The organism is Bombilactobacillus sp. ESL1202 (assembly GCF_058107125.1).
In genome coordinates this window covers 1,772,274-1,793,860 of record NZ_CM176590.1, presented here as the reverse complement: position 1 = coordinate 1,793,860, position 21,587 = coordinate 1,772,274, and the positions used below count along the sequence as shown (strand labels likewise).

Sequence of the window (21,587 nt, the reverse complement as noted above, 5' to 3'; positions counted from 1 at the left end):
AAATATTTAATACAGCTATTAAATATTTGTTGGATAACCCATTAACATATCTGCAGCTTCTTGAATTGGTTCACCCAAAGTTGGATGTGGATGAATTGTCAAAGCAACATCTTCTTCATTTAATTGGCAGTTAACCAAAATACTTAATTCAGATACCAAAGTACTTGCACTTGGACCAACTACTTGACCACCCAGTACAGTACCCGTCTTCTTATCTGAAATCAATTTAACAAAACCATCAGCACTGTCTAATGATACTGCCCGAGCATTACCGGCAAATGGGAACTTAGCAACTTTAATATCCTTACCTTGTTCTTTAGCTTCATCCTCAGTTAGACCAACACTAGCCATTTCAGGATCATTGAAGCAAACAGATGGAACACTTAAGAAGTCGTTAGCCGTCTTTTCACCCGAGATAGCACCAGCAGCAGTCTTACCTTCAAAGAAAGCTTTATGAGCTAAAGCAGGACCTGCTACAATATCACCAATGGCGTAAATGTTAGGAACATTCGTCCGACCTTGTTCATCAACTTTGACCAAACCACGATCTGTTAACTCAACGCTAGTCATTTCCAAGCCAAAATTATCAGTATTTGGCTTCCGGCCTACAGAAACCATCACATAGTCAGCTTTAATAGTTGAAGCTTTGCCATCAACTTCATAAGTGACAGCAACACTATCTTTAGAAGACTTAGCTTCTTTAGCCATAGCACTAGTGATAATATCAATACCTTTAGATTTAAGATTCTTTTCTACAATTTTGACCATATCGCGCTCAAAATTAGGAATAATCTTATCCGTTCCTTCCAGAATAGTAACGTGTGAACCTAAATCAGCAAATGCACCAGCTAATTCAGTACCAATGTAACCACCACCAACAATTACTAATTCCTTAGGAAGTTCTTTAACATTCAATAACCCTGTTGAACTCAAAACACGGTCACCAAATTTAAAACCTTTAATTTCAATTGGACGACTACCAGTAGCCAAAATTAAATTATTAAATTTAATTGTTTGACCTCCGCCATTATCCATAAATTGCTTAGGTCCTGTCGACATTACACGTAATTGATGATCATTATCTAAAAAGGCTTCGCCTTCGATCATTTCAACTTTGTGCTTCTTTAACAACATTTTGACGCCATTAGTCATACGTTTGACCACTTTGTCATCTTTCCAAGCTTGTGTTTTAGTGAAATCAATCGCAACATTATTAGTAGTAATACCATATATTGAACCATCTTTAGCTTCACGTAAACGGTGGCCAGCCTGAATTAGAGATTTAGAGGGTACACAGCCGACGTTCAAACAAACGCCACCATAATATTCTTTTTCGATAATAGTGACTTTCTGACCTAGTTCAGCTGCACGAATAGCAGCAACATATCCACCAGGTCCAGCACCAATAATAACTGTATCTTTTTGTTCTACTTCAGACATTACTTGATTAACCCTCCATTAATAACATTTCTGGATCATGCAATAAACTCTTCATCATGTTCAAAGCTTGTTGTGCCAAAGCACCATCAATCAAGCGATGATCATAACTCAAGGAGAGCTTCAACATATTACCAACTTTAATAGAACCATCTTCAGCAACATAAGGTTCTTTAGCGATCTTACCCATACCTAAGATAGCAACTTCTGGTTGATTAATAACTGGAGTAAACCAGCCACCACCAATAGAACCAACATTACTAATTGTAATAGAACCGCCACTCATAGCCTTTGCACTTAATTTATTATCATAAGCTGCTTGAGTATTTTCGGTAATTTCCTTAGCAATTTCGAACATACCTTTAGAATCAGCATTTTTAATGTTAGGTACATACAAACCATGATCAGTATTTGTAGCAATACCTACATTGTAGTAATGCTTATAAACGATTTCGTTAGTTGTACCATCAATAGAAGCATTAAATTCTGGGAATTCTTTCAAAACTGCAACAATTGCTTTGACGATATAAGGTAAGAATGTTAGTTTAATACCCTTATCTGCAGCCAATTGTTTATATTTCTTGCGGTTAGCCATCAAAGCGGAAACTTCGACATCATCAAAACTAGTAACATGTGGTGTAATCTTTTTACTTTCTGACATTGCTTTAGCAATTGCTTTACGTGTCATACTCATCTTTTCACGTGTTTCTAATTCAGGTTCATCAGATTTATATGGCTTAATTGGTGTAGCCGTTGCTTCTGCAGCAGGTGCTGCCGTTGCTTCTGGTTGAGCCGCACCATTAAAGTTATCAACATCAGCTTTTGTAATTTGACCATGCTTACCTGAAGGAGTAACTTGCGATAAGTCGATTCCCTTATCACGAGCATATTGACGAACAGATGGCATTGCCAAATAATCTTGATTAGCTTGCCCAGTTGGAGCAGCTGCAGGTGCTGGCGCAGCATTACTCTTATTATCTTCTGCGGCTGGTGCAGCAGCTGCTTTATCATCAGCTTTTGGAGCATCATCCGGTGTATCTGGAGAACCATCATCAATAATAATTAAAGGATCTCCAATTTCAACTGTATCCCCTTCTTGGGCCACAATTTGTTTAACTTTACCTGAAACAGGAGAAGGCAATTCAGAAACTGACTTATCGTTTTGAATTTCAACTAAAGAATCATCTTCTTTAACTTCGTCGCCTTCTTTAACTAACCAGTTAGCGACTTCACCTTCAGCCATTCCCTCGCCTAATTCTGGAAGCGTAAATTTAAATGCCATGTAATAATCCTACCTTTCAAATCTGATTAGTAATTTAGAATTTCTTTTGCTTTAGCAACAATTGCATCTTTACGAGGAATCCAAACTTCTTCTGCTAAAGCGAATGGATAAACTGAGTTAGGCGCAGCAACGCGACCAATTGGTGCATCCAAAGACATAATAGCATCTTCAGCAATTGCAGATGCAACTTGTGCACCGACACCAGCCATCTTTTGAGCTTCTTGAATAACAACAACTTTATGTGTTTTTTCAATAGACTTAAAGATTGTTGCGGTATCAATTGGTGAAACTGTTCGTAAGTCAATAACTTCAGCCGAAACATTGTCTTTAGCTAATTCTTCAGCTGCTTTTTGAGCTTCTTGAACTTGAGCACCATAAGCAACTAAGGTAATATCATTACCTTCTTGAACAACATTTGCTTGATCCAAAGGAACACTATACTTTTCATCAGGAATATCGTCCTTCATTGAACGATAAAGTTTCAAATTTTCCAAATAAAGAACTGGGTCATTATTTTCAATTGAAGAAATTAATAAGCCTTTGGCATCATAAGGATTACTTGGCATCACAACTCTTAAACCTGGAACGCCAACAAAAAAGTTTTCAAAGTTATCTGAGTGCATTTCAGCTGTGTGTGTACCACCGCCATATGGTGAACGAATGGTAATTGGACTAGTCTTCTTACCATTGAAGTGATAACGCATCCGTGCCATTTGACCAGCAATGGAGTCAACACCTTCTAAGGTAAAACCAGAAAATTGAATTTCTGGTAATGGACGCCAGCCAGTTAAACCCAAACCAATTGACAAACCTAAAATACCCGATTCGGCTAATGGGGTATCAAAAACACGATCCTCACCATATTTTTCTTGAAGACCTTGTGTAGTTCTAAACACACCACCATTTTTACCAACATCTTCACCAAAAATCAAAGTCTTAGGATCATCTTTTAATTCAATATCTAAGGCATCTGTAATAGCTTGAATATATGATTTTTTAGTCATGTTATTTGGACTCCTTTTCTTCAAATTCAGCAATTTCAGCTTGCATTTCTGGAGTAGGAACTTCAAAAGTCCGCTTCAACATATCAGAAACTTTATCTGGTTCAACAGCATCTGCTTCTTTTAAAGCATCTTTAAATGAATCTTTATATTGCTTTGTTAATTCCTCTTCGTGTTCATCGCTCCACAAACCTTTATCAGTCAAAATCTTGCGCATTCTAATTAATGGATCACGATCTAACCATGGCTGTTGTGCTTCCTTGGAACGATAACGACTTGGGTCATCACCAGCTGAAGAGTGAGCACCATAACGGTCAGTCAATGTTTCAATCATCACTGGACCATTACCAGCTAAAATATACTCACGAGCAGCCTTAGCTACACTATAACAAGCTAAAATATCCATACCATCAACTTGGACAGCTGGAATACCAGCAGCAGCAGCCTTTAATGTCAATGCTTTAGCAGCAGTTTGCTTTTCTCTTGGCACAGAAATAGCATAGTTATTATTTTGAACAATGAATAATGCAGGAGCTTGGAAGGCACCAGCAAAGTTCATTCCTTCATAGGAATCACCTTGAGAAGTACCACCATCACCTGTATAACTAAAGGCAATCGCATCTTCACCATTTTTCTTCAAACCTAAAGCAACACCAGCAGTTTCTAGATAAGCAGCACCGATGATGATTTGCGGCATTAATGCCCGTGCTTCAAATTCGTTACCCTTAACATGTCCACGAGACCACAAGAAACCTTCCGTTACTGTAGCACCATGTTGGATTAATTGAGGAATATCACGGTAAGCAGGCAGTAGAAAATCTTGCTTCTCCATCGCCATAACTGTTCCCATTTCAGTAGCCTCTTCACCAGCTGTCGGAGCATAAAAGCCCATCCGACCTTGACGAGAAAAATTCATCGTTTGTTCATGAAGAGCACGTTCCCAAACCATCTTTTCCATGAATTCTACCAATTGGTCATCGCTAAAACTGTCGAACACTTTTTTGTTAACAATCTTAGCATCCTGATCAACAACTTGAATCGGAGCAGGAAAATCTGAAAGATCTTGTTTAATTTTGGAAAAATCAACAATAGAACTATTTGCCATATTTTACCATTCCTTTCGCAACCTTCAATTTTATTTGTAAGGGTTTCCAGTGGTTATTTTAACATTTTTGTTTTCTAAATCCAAGTGTATAGTTAACTAATTTAACGATTTTTTTAACAACTATCATCAATAGCTGCTATTATGCTATTATTATGTTTAATAATATTTAATCAACAGAAGAGGTTTAATTTTTTTATGTACATGATGAAAGACATTACACGTGATGGAAATCCAGTTTTAAGAAAAATAGCTCAACCAGTAAAATTCCCCCTGAGTAAGAAAGATCAAGAATTAGCTCATGATATGATGGAATACTTGATTAATAGTCAAAATCCTGAATTTGCGCAAAAACACCATTTAAGAGCTGGTGTTGGTTTAGCAGCACCTCAAGTTGGCGTATCCGAACAAATGGCCTCAGTTTTAGTTCCTAGTGATGATCCAGATAATCCACAAAACTATTTATTAAAAATTACACTAATTAATCCCGTAATTATCTCTAACTCTGTTCAAAAAGCCCAATTAGCTGAAGGTGAAGGCTGCCTTTCAGTTGATCAAGATGTCCCTGGTTATGTTCCTCGGAGTGCGCGTATTACTGTCCGCTACCAAGATTTCAATGGTGAAACTCAAACCATGCGAGTTAAAAATTATCCCGCTATTGTCTGTCAACACGAAATTGATCATTTAAACGGTCATTTGTTCTATGATCATATTAATAAAAAAGCTCCTTTCAAAGCTGCAGAAAATACTATTATCATCTCTTAGAAAATTTAAAATAGAAGTTTATTTAGTCCGCCTCAAAATCTTATAGCTATAAAGTCAACAACTTTTATCTAAAAATCCAATGCTAGTAATCACTTGTGGCTACTGACAATGAATTAATCTTTGGTTGACTTCCGTAAAGATTACAGTTAATAAACCTTACCCTTTTCCATCAACCAAATCTTTTAGTCCCAATAAACTGAAATAATTAAGAAACTAAAATTGTGCAAAATTTGCTAATTCAGGTAATTTTTTAATTTTAATGGATTAATGAGTTTGTGTTAATAATCTAGTTTATATACAAGAAACACCAGATGTGATAACATTTACTTAACTGTTGATCTAATCAACCACCCACAATGTTTAGTATCTGAAAAAATTTATTTAAAATTTGAATTTAAGGAGCATTTTAATTTGATTTATAAAGTTTTATACCAAAACAATAGTGTCAAAAATCCACGTAGAGAAACTACCGAGACACTCTACACTGAAGCCGAATCAGCAATCACCGTTCGAGCTTCTATAGAAGAAAAAACTGATTATAATATTGAGTCAATTGAAGAACTAACAGGCAATTATTTAAACTATGAACAAAAGAGTCCCGATTTTAAATTGACTAAGCTTTCGGAGCTTTAATTAGATGGAATTAAATATCAAAAAAAATGAAGTTGCAGTTTTTGCCATTGGTGGTCTCGGTGAAATTGGTAAAAACATGTACGTTATTCAGTATCAAGACGAATTAGTTGTTGTTGATGCTGGCATTAAATTTCCGGAAGATGAGCTTTTGGGAATTGATTATGTCATTTCTGATTACCAATATCTGATTGATAACCGCGATAAAATTAAGGGATTATTTATTACCCATGGTCATGAAGATCATATTGGTGGTATTCCTTATTTCTTACAAAAAGTTCCAGCCATCCCCATTTATGCTGGACCATTGGCTACGGCTTTAATTAAAGGGAAATTAGAGGAACACGGTTTATTAAATTCTACTGAAATGCATGTCTTAAAAGAAGACGACGTGGTTTCATTTAAAAATTTAAGTGTCGAATTTTTTAGAACCACTCATTCAATTCCTGACACATTAGGAATTGCTGTGCACACACCTCAAGGTACTATTATTCAAACTGGAGATTATAAATTTGACTTTACTCCAGTTGGTAATCAACCTGCACCTAATCTCCAAAAAATGGCTAAATTAGGGTCTGAAGGTGTTTTGTTACTCTTATCAGATAGCACTAATGCTGAAATACCAACTTTTTCAAAATCAGAGCGTTTTGTCGGTAATACAATTCATCAGATTGTGGAACGAATTGATGGTCGAATTATTTTCGCTACTTTCGCCTCCAATTTATACCGGGTTTCTCAAGCAGTTGATGCCGCTATGAAAAATGGTCGAAAAGTTGCTGTTTTTGGTCGGAGTATGGAACAAGCGATTGTCAACGGTCGTGAATTAGGCTATTTGGATATTCCCGATAGTGAAATTTTAGACTCTTCTGAAATCAGCAAATTACCTGCCAACAAGGTAATGTTATTATGTACGGGTTCTCAAGGCGAACCGATGGCTGCCTTAAGTCGGATTGCCAATGGTACTCATCGCCAAATCTCAATTCAACCTAACGATACCGTGATTTTTTCCTCCAACCCGATTCCCGGAAACACTGTTAGTGTTAACCATTTAATTAACGAACTAGAAGAAGCTGGTGCAAATGTTATTCATGGTAAAGTTAATAACATTCACGCTTCTGGTCACGGCGGTCAAGAAGAACAAAAACTGATGCTTCGTTTAATTAAACCTAAATTCTTTATGCCCATTCACGGTGAATACCGTATGTTAAAAATCCATACGGAATTAGCACAACTATGTGATGTTCCTAAAGAAAATACTTTTATTTTTGAAAATGGCGATGTTTTAGCCTTGACCAAGAATTCCGCTCGCAAGGCTGATCATGTCCCTGCAGGTGACGTTTATATTGATGGCAATGGAATTGACAATATCAGCAGTCAAGTGATCCAAGATCGACAAGTTTTGTCTGAAGAAGGTTTAGTAATCGTTGTGGCCACGATTGATTATCATAAAGGCTTAGTCTTATCGGGTCCCGATATTTTATCACGGGGATTTGTTTATATGCGTGAATCCGGTGCTTTAATCAATCAAGCTCAAAAACACGTTTTTCATACGATTAAGACCCATCTCAATGAAAATAAAAATGTGTCGGAGGATGTTTTGAAACAAGACATTGTGGATAACCTCCAAGAATTTTTATATCGTCGAACTGAAAGACACCCAGTAATTTTACCAATGATTGTTTCGGTTGAAGTTTAACCAATAAATCGTACTAAAACTTAAAAAAACTGAGAAATCTAAAATTTCTCAGTTTTTTTCTGATACAATAAAATCATGCTCAATTTTAGAAAGGGATAGATCCATGAACAACAGTAGTGTCAATTTTTTTATTATTATTAATTTACACGCTGCCAGCAATCATGCTAAGTCTTGCTTAACACGCACACTTAAATATTTAAGACAAAATCAGCAATCTTTTCAAATTTTCACTACTCCGCCTCAAGGAGCCCAAATACTGGTAAAAAATTTAATTAATCATCTTTCAACCGAGCAACAAAAAATCATTGTTATTGGCGGTGATGGCACCTTAAATCAAGCTATTAATGGAATTAAAAACTCAAAACATCCGCAGACACCCTTAGCCTATTTGCCAGCTGGTTCCGGTAACGATTTTGCACGAGCCTTACATTACAGACCTCATCACGAAAAGCAAATCTTAAAACACCTCTGTCAACGTCCTATTATCCAAAAATTAAATTTAGGTAAAATTAGCTACGAAAATCAGGTTCTTTATTTCATCAATAATTTTGGCATTGGCTTTGATGCTAATATCATTCACCTAACTTTAAGTTCACCATGGAAGAAACGTTTTAATAAATTACACTTAAGTAAATTAATCTATGTTTCCCAAGCTTTTAAAGCCTTTAAACAACCTAATTTTTCCGTTAAAATAGAAGTTAATCAGCAAACCTTTACTTTTAATAATATTTTCCTATGTGTTTTGGCTAATCAACCGTATTTTGGTGGTGGAGTTGCTTTAATACCACCAGCTGAACTACAAAAAAAGCAGTTGTATTTAGCAACTGCCCAAGCTAATAGTTGGAAAGAATTATTTATCTTAATGAAACAAGTTTTTATTAACGGTACTCATTTACAAAATTCTGCTGTTCACTATTTTCCCGTTCAACAAGCAAAAATAAAAATAAAGACTAAACAATTTGCCCAAATAGATGGTGAATTAATTCCCGCAACAACTTTTGATTTAAACGCACAATGCACCAGTCAAAATTTTTGGTTATGATAATTTATAAATTCATAAAGTCCTTTGGGCTAATGCCAGACATTCCAATCAAAGGATCAATTTGATGCTCTATTATCATTGATAAAGTTAAAATCGTATCTTGTGAATCAGCAACCGTATTAGTGGTTGTTGATTTTTTTAATTCAAAAACTTCTTGAATCCGTTCTGTTAAACAAGTCTGTCGTTGACTGGATTTATCAATAATGGCTTGACGATAGGCACTTTGATTACCAATCATAATTAATTTAGATTTTGCACGTGTAATGGCTGTATACAATAAATTTCGTTTTAGCATTCGAGTTTGTTGCTTTACCAAAACAACAATCACTAATTCAAATTCACTCCCTTGCGCTTTGTGAATTGACGTACAGTAAGCTAAGGTAATATTATTTAAATCCGCCCGTGCATAAGAAATCTCGCGCCCATCAAAATTTAAATGGACAACATCGCCTTGCTTTTTATCAGGATTATCCTTAGCTAGGGTTATTCCTGTAATCATTCCGGTTTCACCATTAAAAACATTTTTTTCAACATTATTGACTAATTGGACTACCTTATCACCAATGCGGTATTCAATTTTTCCAGAATGAACAACCTTGGTTTCTGCGATCAAGGGATTTAAAGTCTCTTGCATAACTTGATTGATATGATCAATACCTGCATTACCTCGATACATTGGAGCTAAAACTTGAACATCACCTAAAGAAAAGCCCTTGGCTTGACTTTTCAAGACTATTTGTTGTAAAACATGAGCTACTTGATTAGCATTACAGTTGATAAAACTCCGATCAGCAAAGTTTTTAAATAAATTTTCATCAACTTGACCATTATTAATTTGTTGTGCCAAATCAATAATGGTAGAATCTTGGTCTTGACGATATATTTTAGTTAAACTCACAGTGGTAAAAACTTCACTATCAATTAAATCAGCAAAAACTTGTCCTGGTCCCACCGAAGGCAATTGATCTCGATCTCCAACCAAAATCACTTGCATCCCTGCCGGTATGGCTTGGATTAACAATTCAAATAATTCAGTGTCAACCATTGAAACCTCATCAATAATCAACAGTTTTCCTTGAATTTCATTAGCCACAGCTGAATCTGGATCTTCTTGCCCAGTTAATCCCAATAAACGATGAATTGTTCCAGCTGGCAAGCCGGTATTTTGCATCAAATGTTTAGCTGCTCGACCAGTTGGGGCAGCTAACACAATCGGAAAGATACTATCTTGATAATCATCTGGATCCAGTGAATAGTGATGAATTTGCGCAAAGGCATTAACTAAACCATTGATAATAGTAGTTTTACCAGTTCCAGGTCCTCCTGTTAATAATAAAAGTGAACTGGTCAAACCTTGCGTAATCGCTTGTTCTTGATTTGTGTCATATTGAATATTTAATCTTTTTTCAGTTTGTTCTAACACCGCTTGTAATTTTTTAGGTGTGATTTGGTCTGCAACAAAGTTATTTTGTAATAATTTTAATTGTTGAGCAATGGACCACTCCTTTTCATATAATGATTTTAAGAAATATCGATTTTGATCTAAACAAACTCTTCCATTTTCGATTAATTGGTCCAAGGCAACTTCAATATGAGATTGTTCAACTAATTGTCCTGCAGCAAAATTAACTAATTGTAAAGTACCATTGATTAAATCCCTTTCTTGACAATAAGTATCACCAGTAGTCTGCGTAATAGTTTGCAGTGTATGGATTACTGCTGCCTGAATTCTTTGCGGATCATCAAAGGCAATACCAAAACTATGAGCCAATTGGTCTGCTCGCCTAAAACCCACGCCTTTGACCTCATCAATTAAACGATAGGGTTCTTGATGAAGAACAGTTAAGGTTTCTCCTTTATAACGATAATAAATCTTAAATGCCAATTTATTACCAAAACCTAACTGATTCAACTGTAAAATAACTTCTTCAGTTTGATAAGATTCTTGTACAACATCTTTCAACAAGGATTGCTTAGCTGCACTTAAAGGGAGTTGTTGAACAACTTGGGGATTACTGACAATTAATTGAATGGCTTGATCCCCTAATAAATCAACAATCTTTTCCGCACTTTTTTTGCCAATACCAGGAAATTTTTCACTGGAAAAATATTCCACTAACGCTTTGGTACCATTGGGGGCATCTTTTTGATAATGATCACACTTAAATTGTTGACCATATTTAGGATGATTAACCACTTGCCCAAAGAAACGATAATTTTGATCATCAGCTAGATCCGCAAAAGTTCCAGTTACAACAATCTCATTATCTGACCAATCAAAAGAAGTTTCCTGAACCTTAATTAGCATAATCTTAAAAAAGTCTTCAGGCTTTTCAAAAAAAATAGCCTGTACTGACCCTACCAAATATTCATTATCCATGTGAATCATCTTTCTTTTGTGATTGAAGGTATCGTTGAATTTCTGCTATTTGTTGTTGATGCTGAGCAACATAATCAGCATCTAAAGCTTTTGCTTTTTGAAAATGTTTTTGAAAATTAAAATCCCCTATTACCATTTCACACAAAGCCAATTTAAAATATCCCGACGCTGTTGTATTAATTTTCAAAGCTTGTTGATAGTACTTTTTAGCTTGTTCAAATTGATTCAACTGCACTAATAAATCGCCCACTAATAGTAAATTATCGTTAATCTGTGGTTCATAATCCACAGCTGTCAAAGCATAAACTAAAGCTTGCGATAACTGCTGTTGCTGTCGTGCAGTTTGTGCTAAAAGATAATACATATCACTGAGCAAATTAGGTTGATCAATTGTTTGTAATAATTTTTTGACTTTATCAAACTTACCTGCTTGAAAATACACCACTGCCAAATTATAGTTAATTTCTTGTGACTGAGGAAAAATTTGTTTTGCTTGGATTAATAGCTGCTCCGCTTGTGTTAAATCTTCTCCTGCCACCAAATAACTAGCTAATTGTAAAAACCAGGTTAAATGTGTCCAATCATTCTGTAATCGCCGTGCCAAATACTTTACTGCTGCTTCTTTTTGACCTGTTTGATATAATTTTGCCGCTTTTTGATTCATAGATATCCTCTTTAAATAGTATCAGTTGTATCCAAATGACGCTGTAAATAGCTAGTATCATTCCACTTAATCAATTGAAAAGTTTGGCCATGATCTGAAGTAACTAACGTTGTCAAACCAGTATTAGACATTCCGCCTTCCTTGCGCATATCTTTTAACGAAATTCCTAAAAGAGCTTTAATCATCGCAACTAAGGCTGCGCCATGGCTGACCAATAAGTAAGTTTGATCATTATTATGATCATTTTTAGCTAAATTTTTAATAAAATTATCCGACCGTTCAATTACTTGTTCAAAAGTTTCGCCATGAATAATTTGGGGATCATATTGACTAGGATCATGTCGAAAAGCCCAGATTAGTTGCGGATATTTTTGTTCTGCCAAACTAAATTTTTGTCCTTCCAATGAACCTAAATCAAATTCTTTTAACGCCGGCGTTTTTGAAACTGGAATCTCACCACCTAAATCATTAGCCAAGGTTCGTGCAGTTATGTAAGCCCTTTTAATTGGACTAGAATAAATGTGATTAATCGTTTGTCCAGATAAGTATTGTGCTAAAAGTTTAATATCATGATAACTAGTGGCTAATAATGGTGAATCGCCTTGAGCACCTTGATAGCGTTTTTCAAAGTTCCATTGAGTTTTTCCATGTCTCACAAAATAAAATTTAGTCATAATTTTAATACCTCCTATAATTTTGTTGATGCCTAATATTATCGTTGATTTAAACAAATTATTCAAGTTGTAATGCTAAACATCTAGTTTAAACTAAAAGATCTATGATTTTTAACTGATTTAATTATCCTAGCTTCACTTATATTAAAAGCATGTTAATTCATTATAGACGTCCATAGCTTATGAAATTATACTTTTTTAATCACCAATTTGTACTCTTCAATTGCCTAAATCAAATATAAACTTTGAAATTTAATGCAACTAATACCAAGCATTACCAAATTTTCATTCTAAACTGCCCTTTAATTTAAATGGAATACTAAAAAGAGACTGGGGCAACAAGATTAACGATCGTATTCTGTCTAAAATTCAACGAACATTAATTCATCATTGTGTACCAAAAGTCGCTTAACAATTAAACGACTTCGATCCCAATCTCTTATAATTAAACATACTGTAATTGTTGTTGCTTGCTATAAGCTCGATCAATGGTCGCGCCACCTAAACACTCATCACCATCATAAAAGACGACTTCTTGGCCTGGAGTAATAGCGCGCACAGGTTTAACAAAATCAACCTGTAATCCAATTGCTGTCTTGGTTACTGTTACATCAGTATCTGCTTGACGATAACGGAACTTAGCACTGCAATGCAGGGGCTGAGTTAAATCAACAGGACGAATAAAAGAAGCATCAGTAGCTACTAAACTATCTGCATACAATAACGGATTATCATAACCTTGATCCACATATAAAATATTTTGTTCTAAATCTTTACCTACAACAAACCAAGGCTCATTAGACTTGCCATTACCGCCCAAACCTAAACCTGAACGTTGACCAATCGTGTAATACATTAAGCCAGAATGAATTCCAACTTCCTGCCCATTTGGAGTCATCATTTTACCACTTTGAGCTGGTAAAAATTCACTCAAAAATTTCTTAAAGTTACGTTCCCCGATAAAACAAACACCGGTGGAATCCTTCTTTTTAGCCGTTACTAAGCCCGCTTGCTCCGCAATTTCTCTGACTTGGGATTTTTGTAAATGCCCAATGGGAAATAAGGCATTTTGTAATTGTTCTTGAGCAACAGTACTTAAGAAATAGGTCTGATCTTTATTAGAATCTGCACCACGTAACATATGAATGACACCAGCATCATCACGTTGTAATTGCGCATAATGACCCATCGCAATATAATCTGCATCCAATTTCAAAGCATAATCCAAGAAAGCTTTGAATTTAATTTCTTTATTACAAATCACATCAGGATTAGGCGTACGTCCTAATTTATATTCAGATAAGAAATATTCAAATACCCGCTCCCAATATTCTTTTTCAAAGTTGACAGAGTAATAAGGAATTCCAATTTGGTTTGCTACTTTAGCAACATCTTCATAATCTTCAGTTGCTGTACAAACTCCAGAATCATCGCTATCATCCCAATTTTTCATAAAGACGCCAACAACATCATAACCCTGTTGCTTTAATAACAAAGCGGAAACAGAAGAGTCCACGCCACCACTCATGCCAACGACAACTCGCTTTTTTTTGACCAATCAACTCACCTTTTCTAAGTTTAATTCTTTTTTTGAATAATATTGCGTTGCAACAAATTATCCAACGCATAATAATATTGTTCTAACAATTCTTGATTATCTTTGAGTTTAAAAATGTTAATTTTATGCAAACCACTACCATCAGTTACCACCAATGATAAGTTTTTTAAATCTTTTTTGATCTTAACTTTTAAGATATAGGTTGCTGCATAAGGTGAAACACCACTTAATGGTTGTTCCCATGAAAAATTTCCTTGGCTTGATTTAATAAAGCCAACATCTTGTAAAGCATAGACCTTAATTTGAGGATGAACTTGATATTGATCAGCATCACCATTGACTTGAGCAAATATTGGCATATAATCACCTCCTAAATTTTTTCATGCACAATTTGCTTTAAATTATCGGTAAGTTTGAGTATATCACTTTTTTTAGTAAATGTATCAAAACTAATCCGAATTGACTCATTGATCCGCAAAGAATCACTACCAAACATCGCTGTTAAAACATGCGATGGCTCCAGACTCCCCGCCGTACATGCTGAGCCTCCCGAAATAACTACTCCAGCTAAATCCAACTTGATTTGCAGAATAGACGTTGGCCAATTTTTAATCCATAAATTTAGGATGTTAGCTGCACCACTATTTAAAGTGGGACCATTAATCTCAAATTCAATTTGTTTCTGTTGTAATTGGTGTACAATTAATTGTTTATATTCCAAAAAGCGTTGTTGATCTTGACGAATTTTTTCCGGTTTATGCAGCTTAACTGCTGCCATTAAACCAGCAATCGCTGGGACATTCTCCGTGCCAGCGCGCCGTTTTGTTTCTTGATCGCCACCTTTAATAAAGGCCGGTAAATTGATGCCGGTGCGTTCATACATAAAACCTAGCATCTTAGGTCCATTTAATTTATGAGCTGAAGTCGTTAGTAGATCAACCTTTAATTGTTGAACATCAATTACTTGATGACCATAAGCTTGGACAGCATCCGTATGAAATATTGCTTGATGATGTTGTAATATTTCACCAATTTGAGTAATTGGATTAATAGTTCCCACTTCATTATTGACCATCATAATTGAAACTAAGATGGTATCGGAACGTAAATTATTTTTTAAATCTGTTAAATTAATTTGACCCTTTTCATTAACTGGTAAATAAGTAACTTCAAAACCCAATTGTTCTAAATAAGCCATGGATTTTAAAACTGCTTCATGCTCAATGGCAGTCGTAATGATATGCTTGCCTAAGCCTAATGATCGCTGTTTTAAGGCCGTCATTACAATAGCAGTATTATCTCCTTCAGAACCACCACTATTAAAAATAATCTCTGATTCCTGTGCATTAATACTTTGTGCAATTACACTTCGAGCTTGATCTAAAACTGCTCGGGCTTGACGTCCATAAAAATTAGGTGTTGAAGCATTGCCAAAATTATTTTGCAACATTTCACTCATCACTGCTAAAACTCCAGGCGCCATCGCCGTTGTTGCAGCATTATCTAAATAAACATGATCCATAACGACACTTACTTTCTTAATTATGATCCATAAAATTTAATAACATTTGTACCGAACGTTGCCCAGCATCTTGAACAAATTCATCAAAGGAAACATTTGCTTGATCATCACCCACATCACTCATGGCGCGAATGATAACAAACGGAACCTTAAATTGCGTGGCTACCTGACCAACAGCTGCGCCTTCCATTTCTACAGTTAAAGCTTGGGGAAAATCACTTAAAATTTGCTCTTTTTGCTGTTGGCTACCAACAAATTGATCACCAGAAACAATTAAGCCAACCCGACTCGTCTGGCCGACCATTTGTCCAGCGTCAACTACTTGTTTCACTAATTCTGCATCCGCGGTGAAATAAAGTGGCTGTTGTGGTAGCTGACCTTTCGGATAATCAGAAGCAGTAACATCAACATCGTGATAAGCCACTTTTTTGGAAACTACTACATCGCCTACACTTAATCCTTTACCTATTCCACCAGCTGATCCTGTATTAATTAAAACATCTGGCCGATAATTGTTACACAAAATGGTTGTTACCATTGCTGCTTGAACTTTACCAATTCCGCTTTGTGCTACTACTACTTGGTGAGTTTGATAACATCCAACTGTTAGTTTAATTCCTGCAATATTTTCCGTTGAAATATTTGATAAAGAGTTCGTTAAAACTCCCATTTCTTCTTCCATTGCCACAATAACACCAATTTTCATAATTAAATCCTTTCTCCTATAAAAAAAATAAAATTAAATAAACAACAATAATTAATAGACCAATAATTAAAATAGCTCGATTTAACCACTGTTTTAAACGATACGATTTAGCCTGTGGATTAAACCGACTCCAAGTTGGTTTAGTCTCAGCTTCAGTTTCACTTACAGTATTTGTTAGAGTTTCAGTTGTTGGTATTTTCTTCTTCATACTTATCTATCCACCTAACTGTTGCCAATACATCAGTGCCATAATGGTCTTAGCATCACAAATTAAACCTCGTTTAACTTGTTCTTGAACTTGTTTCAAAGTCAATAATTCAACCGATAAAAATTCATCTGGATCCAATGGACGTTTATTTTTAACTGGTTGAACTTGCGGTGCATAATATAAAGTTAGATATTCATCACTAAAACCCGGTGTTGAATAAAAGCCAGTTAAATACTGTAAATCCGAACAATAATATCCTGTTTCCTCATTCAATTCCCTTAAAGCTTCGCGTTTTAAATCTTTACAATCTGGCTCTAATTTTCCCGCTGGTATTTCTAAAGTCAATTGCTGCAATGGTTCCCGCCACTGTTTAACTAATAATATTTTTTGATTAATTACTGTTAAAATTCCTACGGCCCCGTGATGATGAACAATTTCTCGTGTGGCCGTCTTTTGGTTAGGTAAACGAACAGTTTCTAATTCCACATTGATAATTCGGCCATTAAAAATTGGTCGTGAACTTAATTTTTTTTCTGTAAAGTCCATTTAAACTCCCTCTGCAATTGGCTAAATGCTTTAACAACTATACTTAAAATTTTCTTGCTATAATGAAACACTAAGGAGGAGAACAATGTCTAATTTTTATACCTATAATTATTTGACTCGCCAACCTAATCGTGTCAATGGAATAATTCTCATCATCAGTTTCATTTTACTAATTATAGTGATCATATCATTATTACTTTTTTTGAGTCACCGTGATGACGGCAAATACCGTGAATTGACGATCATTACAATTTTAGCGCTGTTATTAACCTTAACTATCCAATATGATAATTGGACGCAAGATCGTAATTCAATTAACGGTAATGGCCAAGTTGCTGGCTTGATTAAACAGGTCGCCCATAGCCAACACACATCAGTTCAGCATATCTATTCTAATGCAACAGCCCTTCAAGATGGGATGCTCTTAAAAGTTAATTCTAAAATTTTACGAGTTAATCTAAATAATGATAATTCAAGTTTTGAATTAGTTAAAGTTCATTTAACCAATCCTAAAATTAAAATTATTAAAAACTAAGGAGTCTAAATTAAGATGACATTTTACTGGCAAACTTTTATTAAATTAATTATGGGATTTTTTGCCATGATTATTCAAATCAATCTGTTAGGCAAGTCCAATTTGGCTCCCAGTAATGTTATTGATCAAATGCAAAATTTTGTTTTAGGCGGCATTATCGGTGGTGTTTTATATAATTCTGAAATTACTCTACTGCAATTTTTTATTGTTTTATTGATTTGGACATTAGTAGTGTTTACCATTAAATTTTTAACCAATCACAATCACTTTATCAAGCATTTCATTGATGGTGAACCAACTATTATTATTTCCAACGGTAAAATTCTTTCAGAAAGAACTACCAAAGCCGGATTATCAGCCCATGATTTAGCTTTTAAGCTGCGACAAGCCGGCGTCAATGACTTAAATGACATTGATAAAGCTGTTTGGGAACAAAATGGTCAGATTAGTTTTACGGTCAAAAAGGACCTCAAATACCAATTTCCGGTCATTATGGACGGTCAAATTGACCAACTAGGTTTAGAATACACTAATCATTCAGAACAATGGGTAACTGACCGTTTAGAACAGCAAGGCTATCAAATATCAGATATTTACATTGCCATGGTCGACCGTGACGGTCTCCGAATCTTTCCATACGGCATCGAAAAATAAATTTTAATAATCGCCAAATCAAATTGGTTAACTTATCCAATTTATTTAGCAATCAAAAGCGAGTGGGACAAAAGCATGTCCCACTCGCTTCATTGTAACAAAAAGTATTTAATTTTGCATTACAGACTGTACTTGAACATTTATTGCTTGCGGCCCCTTAAACCCCTGGGCAATTTCAAAACTTACGCTTTGACCCGGTTGCAAATTTTTAAAGCCCGTACCCATAATTGCTGTAAAGTAAACAAAAATATTCTGCTTAGTTTTCGTTGTAATTATTTCACCAATACCTTTTTGACTATCAAACCAATCGACTGTTCCTGTAATCATTTATTTAACCCTTCTGTCAATGCTTGCGGATAATCAGAACGGACAATTTGGGCACAACGTTCACATAGCATTGGCAATTCATTATCTTGCCCAACATCTTCTTTAGTCATCCGACAACGTTCGCAAACTTGACCTACAGCTGGTTGAACTTTAACTTGAACATTATCATATTCATCAGCTTGTGCCAAGGATTGGTCAGAAATTTCAAATTGAGAAACAATCAATAATTGTCCCACATTAACATTTAATTTTACTAATAAATCTCGTAACGATTGATTGGGATAAATTGTTACTGCTGCTTCCATTGATTTACCAATTAGTTTTTGATCACGAACTTCTTCCAACGATTTTAAAACATCAGTTCTAAATTGCATAAAGACTTGCCAATCTTGTAAAATCTCTGCAGCATGATCATAGTGAACTACCGTTGGCATTTGTGCCAATTGAACATATTCTTCAGGCTCTTTTAGCTGTTGCCAAACTTGTTCCATTGTATGCGGTAAAATTGGCGTCAACAATTTGGCAACTTTAACTGCTACTTCGTAGATCACTGTTTGCATCTGCCGCCGTGCTAAAGCGTCTTTAGATTCAATATAAACCACATCTTTAGCAAAATCTAGATAAAAGGCCGACATATCATTAGTCAAAAATTCATTAACTTGTTTAATAATATTCACGAAATCATATTGATCATAATCATTACGTACATTTTCTATTAGTTGATCTAATTTAACCAAAATGTATTGATCAACCGACTTTAATTGATCAAAATTCACTTGATTAGCTTGCGGAATAAAATCAGTAGTATTAGCCAACATAAATCGTAAAGTATTGCGAATTTTACGGTAAGCATCAGATGTTTGTTTAAAAGTATCCATTGAAACTGGAACATCGGAACTCGTATCTACTGAAGCTACCCACAAACGAATAATTTCAGCACCAAATTGACGTTCGACATCACTAGGAACAATAACATTTCCCAAGGATTTACTCATTTTACGTCCCTTAGCATCTAAGGTAAAACCTTGGGATAGAATCTTATGGTAAGGTGCTTGTCCAGTGACAGCCACTGAAGTAATCAAACTAGAGTTAAACCACCCACGATATTGATCTGAACCTTCTAAATATAAGTCTGCAGGAAAATGTAGTTCTGGACGATTTTTCAAAACCGCCTGATTACTGGAACCCGAATCAAACCAAACATCCATGATGTCAGTTTCTTTAGTAAATTTGCCGTTCGGACTTCCTGGATGGGTAAATCCTTCTGGTAACAATTCTTTAGCAGATTTTTCAAACCAAATATTTGAACCGCACTGACCAAATAAATCAGCAACATGATTAATTGTTTCTGAAGTCATGATAGCTTCACCGTTTTCTGCATAAAAAATAGGTAACGGTACACCCCAAATTCTTTGTCGTGAAATGACCCAATCACCACGGTCTTTAATCATATTGTAAAGACGGGTCTGACCCCAACTCGGTTGAAAATTAACTTTTTCAATTTGCGCTAAAATCTGATCACGCATTTTATCAATTGAAGCAAACCACTGGGGCGTGGAGCGAAAAATAACTGGTTTCTTAGTTCGCCAATCATGTGGATAACTATGGACGAAGAAATCTAATTGAACCAATTCACCCTTTTTCTTCAGTAAATCAGTTACCATTTTATTAGCATCGTCATAAAAGACACCTTCAAAACCAGGAGCTTCATCAGTTAAGCGACCTTGATTATCTACTGGGGACAAAACTTCTAAATGATACTTCATTCCCACGTTAAAATCATCTGCACCCAGTCCAGGAGCTGTGTGTACTAAACCAGTGCCATCATCTAAAGTAACATGGTCACCTAAAATCAAAATCGAATCACGATCATAAAATGGATGTTTAGCTACTAAATATTCTAGCTCGGAACCATGATATTCACGTAAAACAGCCCATTGATCCCAGCCTAAAGTTTGGGCTAAATATTCAATTCGTTCACTAGCCACCACATATTTTTTACCGTTAGGTATCTTAATTAGTGAATATTCAAAACGTGGATTAACTGCAATTGCTACGTTAGCAGGTAATGTCCACGGTGTGGTCGTCCAAATCAAAAATTCCGCATCAGCGTCAACGATCCCTTTACCATCTTTAACTGGAAAAGATACGTATAAAGATGGCGCTTTAATATCATGGTATTCCACTTCTGCTTCAGCCAAAGTTGATTCAGATGAAGGCGACCAGTAAATTGGTTTTTTGCCGCGATAGATTAAACCATGCTCTACCATTTTGCCAAAAACCCGAACTTCTTCTTCTTCATACTTTGGTTGTAAAGTGATATAAGGGTGATCCCAATCGCCGCTAACACCCAAGCGCTTAAAATCAGTCCGTTGTTTTTCAATTTCTTTCATGGCAAAATCGTAACATAACTGACGGTAATGAGCTGTAGTCATTTCCTTACGGTTAACACCTTGTTTAGTCAATTGCTGTTCAATTGGTAAACCATGAGTATCCCAACCAGGAACATAAGGAGCACGAAATCCAGCCATTGATTTGTAACGAACAATAAAATCCTTCGTAATTTTATTCATGGCATGCCCCATATGAATATTACCATTAGCAAATGGTGGTCCATCATGTAAAACAAAAGCTGGACAATCGGCATTTAACTTTTGCCGTTTTTGATAAACGTGATTTTTTTCCCATTCAGCTTGCCATTCTGGCTCCATTTTGGGTAAATTACCTCGCATCGGAAATTCTGTTTTGCCCAAATTTAAAGTGTCTTTAATGCGCATTGTATTTCCTCCTCCTAATAAAAAAATTCGTCCCTTATCAGGACGAATCATCGCTATACCACCTAAAAGTAAGTATACATC

21 protein-coding genes are annotated in these 21,587 nt (G+C 35.5%); 6 read left to right on the top strand and 15 right to left on the bottom strand.

Annotated features, from left to right (window positions below; all coding sequences use genetic code 11):
* Positions 1 to 18: 18 nt before the first annotated feature.
* From lpdA to AC3B7A_RS08050, 4 genes are read right to left on the bottom strand one after another with little or no spacing between them, the layout of a single operon-like run.
* The gene (gene lpdA / locus AC3B7A_RS08065; RefSeq protein ID WP_489755584.1) at positions 19 to 1,440 is read right to left on the bottom strand and encodes a dihydrolipoyl dehydrogenase; all 1,422 of its coding nucleotides are present in this window, start codon (positions 1,438 to 1,440) and stop codon (positions 19 to 21) included.
* 7 nt (positions 1,441 to 1,447) lie between these two features.
* Positions 1,448 to 2,719, bottom strand: a complete 1,272-nt coding sequence (locus AC3B7A_RS08060) for a 2-oxo acid dehydrogenase subunit E2 (RefSeq protein ID WP_489755583.1) — start codon at positions 2,717 to 2,719, stop codon at positions 1,448 to 1,450.
* Between the two features lie 26 nt (positions 2,720 to 2,745).
* Positions 2,746 to 3,723: an alpha-ketoacid dehydrogenase subunit beta gene (locus AC3B7A_RS08055; protein ID WP_489755582.1), complete on the bottom strand. Its 978-nt coding sequence runs from the start codon at positions 3,721 to 3,723 to the stop codon at positions 2,746 to 2,748.
* A 1-nt stretch (position 3,724) separates the two neighbouring features.
* Positions 3,725 to 4,825 carry a thiamine pyrophosphate-dependent enzyme gene (locus AC3B7A_RS08050; RefSeq protein ID WP_489755581.1) on the bottom strand — a complete coding sequence of 367 codons (1,101 nt, stop codon included), beginning with the start codon at positions 4,823 to 4,825 and terminating at the stop codon, positions 3,725 to 3,727.
* 195 nt (positions 4,826 to 5,020) lie between these two features.
* Between AC3B7A_RS08050 and def the strand changes: the two genes are divergently transcribed.
* The 4 genes from def (at position 5,021) to AC3B7A_RS08030 (ending at position 8,955) form a co-directional block, all read left to right on the top strand.
* Positions 5,021 to 5,587 carry a peptide deformylase gene (gene def, locus AC3B7A_RS08045; protein ID WP_489755580.1) on the top strand — a complete coding sequence of 189 codons (567 nt, stop codon included), beginning with the start codon at positions 5,021 to 5,023 and terminating at the stop codon, positions 5,585 to 5,587.
* Positions 5,588 to 5,998: 411 nt separating this feature from the next.
* A complete protein-coding gene (locus AC3B7A_RS08040) occupies positions 5,999 to 6,220 on the top strand; it encodes a DNA-directed RNA polymerase subunit epsilon (RefSeq protein WP_489755579.1) in 222 nt (73 codons plus the stop codon).
* A gap of 4 nt (positions 6,221 to 6,224) precedes the next feature.
* Positions 6,225 to 7,913: a ribonuclease J1 gene (gene rnjA / locus AC3B7A_RS08035; protein WP_489755578.1), complete on the top strand. Its 1,689-nt coding sequence runs from the start codon at positions 6,225 to 6,227 to the stop codon at positions 7,911 to 7,913.
* A gap of 103 nt (positions 7,914 to 8,016) precedes the next feature.
* On the top strand, positions 8,017 to 8,955 hold the full coding sequence (locus AC3B7A_RS08030; RefSeq protein ID WP_489755577.1) for a diacylglycerol/lipid kinase family protein: 939 nt from the start codon (positions 8,017 to 8,019) through the stop codon (positions 8,953 to 8,955).
* Between the two features lie 4 nt (positions 8,956 to 8,959).
* Here AC3B7A_RS08030 and recD2 read toward each other — a convergent pair whose 3' ends face one another.
* The 9 genes from recD2 to AC3B7A_RS07985 all read right to left on the bottom strand — a co-directional run bounded on the left by recD2 (position 8,960) and on the right by AC3B7A_RS07985 (position 17,213).
* The gene (gene recD2, locus AC3B7A_RS08025; protein ID WP_489755576.1) at positions 8,960 to 11,335 is read right to left on the bottom strand and encodes an SF1B family DNA helicase RecD2; all 2,376 of its coding nucleotides are present in this window, start codon (positions 11,333 to 11,335) and stop codon (positions 8,960 to 8,962) included.
* On the bottom strand, positions 11,328 to 11,999 hold the full coding sequence (locus AC3B7A_RS08020) for a tetratricopeptide repeat protein (RefSeq protein ID WP_489755575.1): 672 nt from the start codon (positions 11,997 to 11,999) through the stop codon (positions 11,328 to 11,330). The genes recD2 and AC3B7A_RS08020 overlap by 8 nt, the downstream gene beginning before the upstream one ends.
* An 11-nt stretch (positions 12,000 to 12,010) precedes the next feature.
* Positions 12,011 to 12,673, bottom strand: coding sequence for a histidine phosphatase family protein (locus tag AC3B7A_RS08015; RefSeq protein ID WP_489755574.1), 663 nt, complete (start codon positions 12,671 to 12,673; stop codon positions 12,011 to 12,013).
* 445 nt (positions 12,674 to 13,118) lie between these two features.
* The gene (mnmA, locus tag AC3B7A_RS08010; protein WP_489755573.1) at positions 13,119 to 14,231 is read right to left on the bottom strand and encodes a tRNA 2-thiouridine(34) synthase MnmA; all 1,113 of its coding nucleotides are present in this window, start codon (positions 14,229 to 14,231) and stop codon (positions 13,119 to 13,121) included.
* A 20-nt stretch (positions 14,232 to 14,251) separates the two neighbouring features.
* Entirely contained in the window at positions 14,252 to 14,590 is a 339-nt protein-coding gene (locus tag AC3B7A_RS08005) for a hypothetical protein (protein ID WP_489755572.1), read from the bottom strand.
* A gap of 11 nt (positions 14,591 to 14,601) precedes the next feature.
* A complete protein-coding gene (locus tag AC3B7A_RS08000) occupies positions 14,602 to 15,753 on the bottom strand; it encodes a cysteine desulfurase family protein (RefSeq protein ID WP_489755571.1) in 1,152 nt (383 codons plus the stop codon).
* A gap of 16 nt (positions 15,754 to 15,769) precedes the next feature.
* On the bottom strand, positions 15,770 to 16,459 hold the full coding sequence (locus AC3B7A_RS07995) for a 5'-methylthioadenosine/adenosylhomocysteine nucleosidase (protein ID WP_489755570.1): 690 nt from the start codon (positions 16,457 to 16,459) through the stop codon (positions 15,770 to 15,772).
* Positions 16,460 to 16,475: 16 nt separating this feature from the next.
* A complete protein-coding gene (locus AC3B7A_RS07990) occupies positions 16,476 to 16,667 on the bottom strand; it encodes a hypothetical protein (protein ID WP_489755569.1) in 192 nt (63 codons plus the stop codon).
* A 6-nt stretch (positions 16,668 to 16,673) separates the two neighbouring features.
* Positions 16,674 to 17,213 (bottom strand): NUDIX hydrolase, encoded by a 540-nt coding sequence (locus AC3B7A_RS07985; protein ID WP_489755568.1) that lies wholly within the window; start codon positions 17,211 to 17,213, stop codon positions 16,674 to 16,676.
* An 85-nt stretch (positions 17,214 to 17,298) separates the two neighbouring features.
* Between AC3B7A_RS07985 and AC3B7A_RS07980 the strand changes: the two genes are divergently transcribed.
* On the top strand, positions 17,299 to 17,748 hold the full coding sequence (locus AC3B7A_RS07980; protein ID WP_489755567.1) for a DUF3290 family protein: 450 nt from the start codon (positions 17,299 to 17,301) through the stop codon (positions 17,746 to 17,748).
* A gap of 15 nt (positions 17,749 to 17,763) precedes the next feature.
* Complete coding sequence (locus AC3B7A_RS07975; protein ID WP_489755566.1) at positions 17,764 to 18,402, top strand: DUF421 domain-containing protein; 639 nt, start codon at positions 17,764 to 17,766, stop codon at positions 18,400 to 18,402.
* A gap of 108 nt (positions 18,403 to 18,510) precedes the next feature.
* On the opposite strand, the gene AC3B7A_RS07970 is transcribed toward AC3B7A_RS07975, so the two are convergent.
* Both AC3B7A_RS07970 and ileS read right to left on the bottom strand, forming a co-directional pair.
* Positions 18,511 to 18,729: a cold-shock protein gene (locus tag AC3B7A_RS07970; RefSeq protein ID WP_489755565.1), complete on the bottom strand. Its 219-nt coding sequence runs from the start codon at positions 18,727 to 18,729 to the stop codon at positions 18,511 to 18,513.
* Positions 18,726 to 21,506 (bottom strand): isoleucine--tRNA ligase, encoded by a 2,781-nt coding sequence (gene ileS, locus AC3B7A_RS07965; protein ID WP_489756569.1) that lies wholly within the window; start codon positions 21,504 to 21,506, stop codon positions 18,726 to 18,728. The genes AC3B7A_RS07970 and ileS overlap by 4 nt, the downstream gene beginning before the upstream one ends.
* Between the last annotated feature and the right edge of the window lie 81 nt (positions 21,507 to 21,587).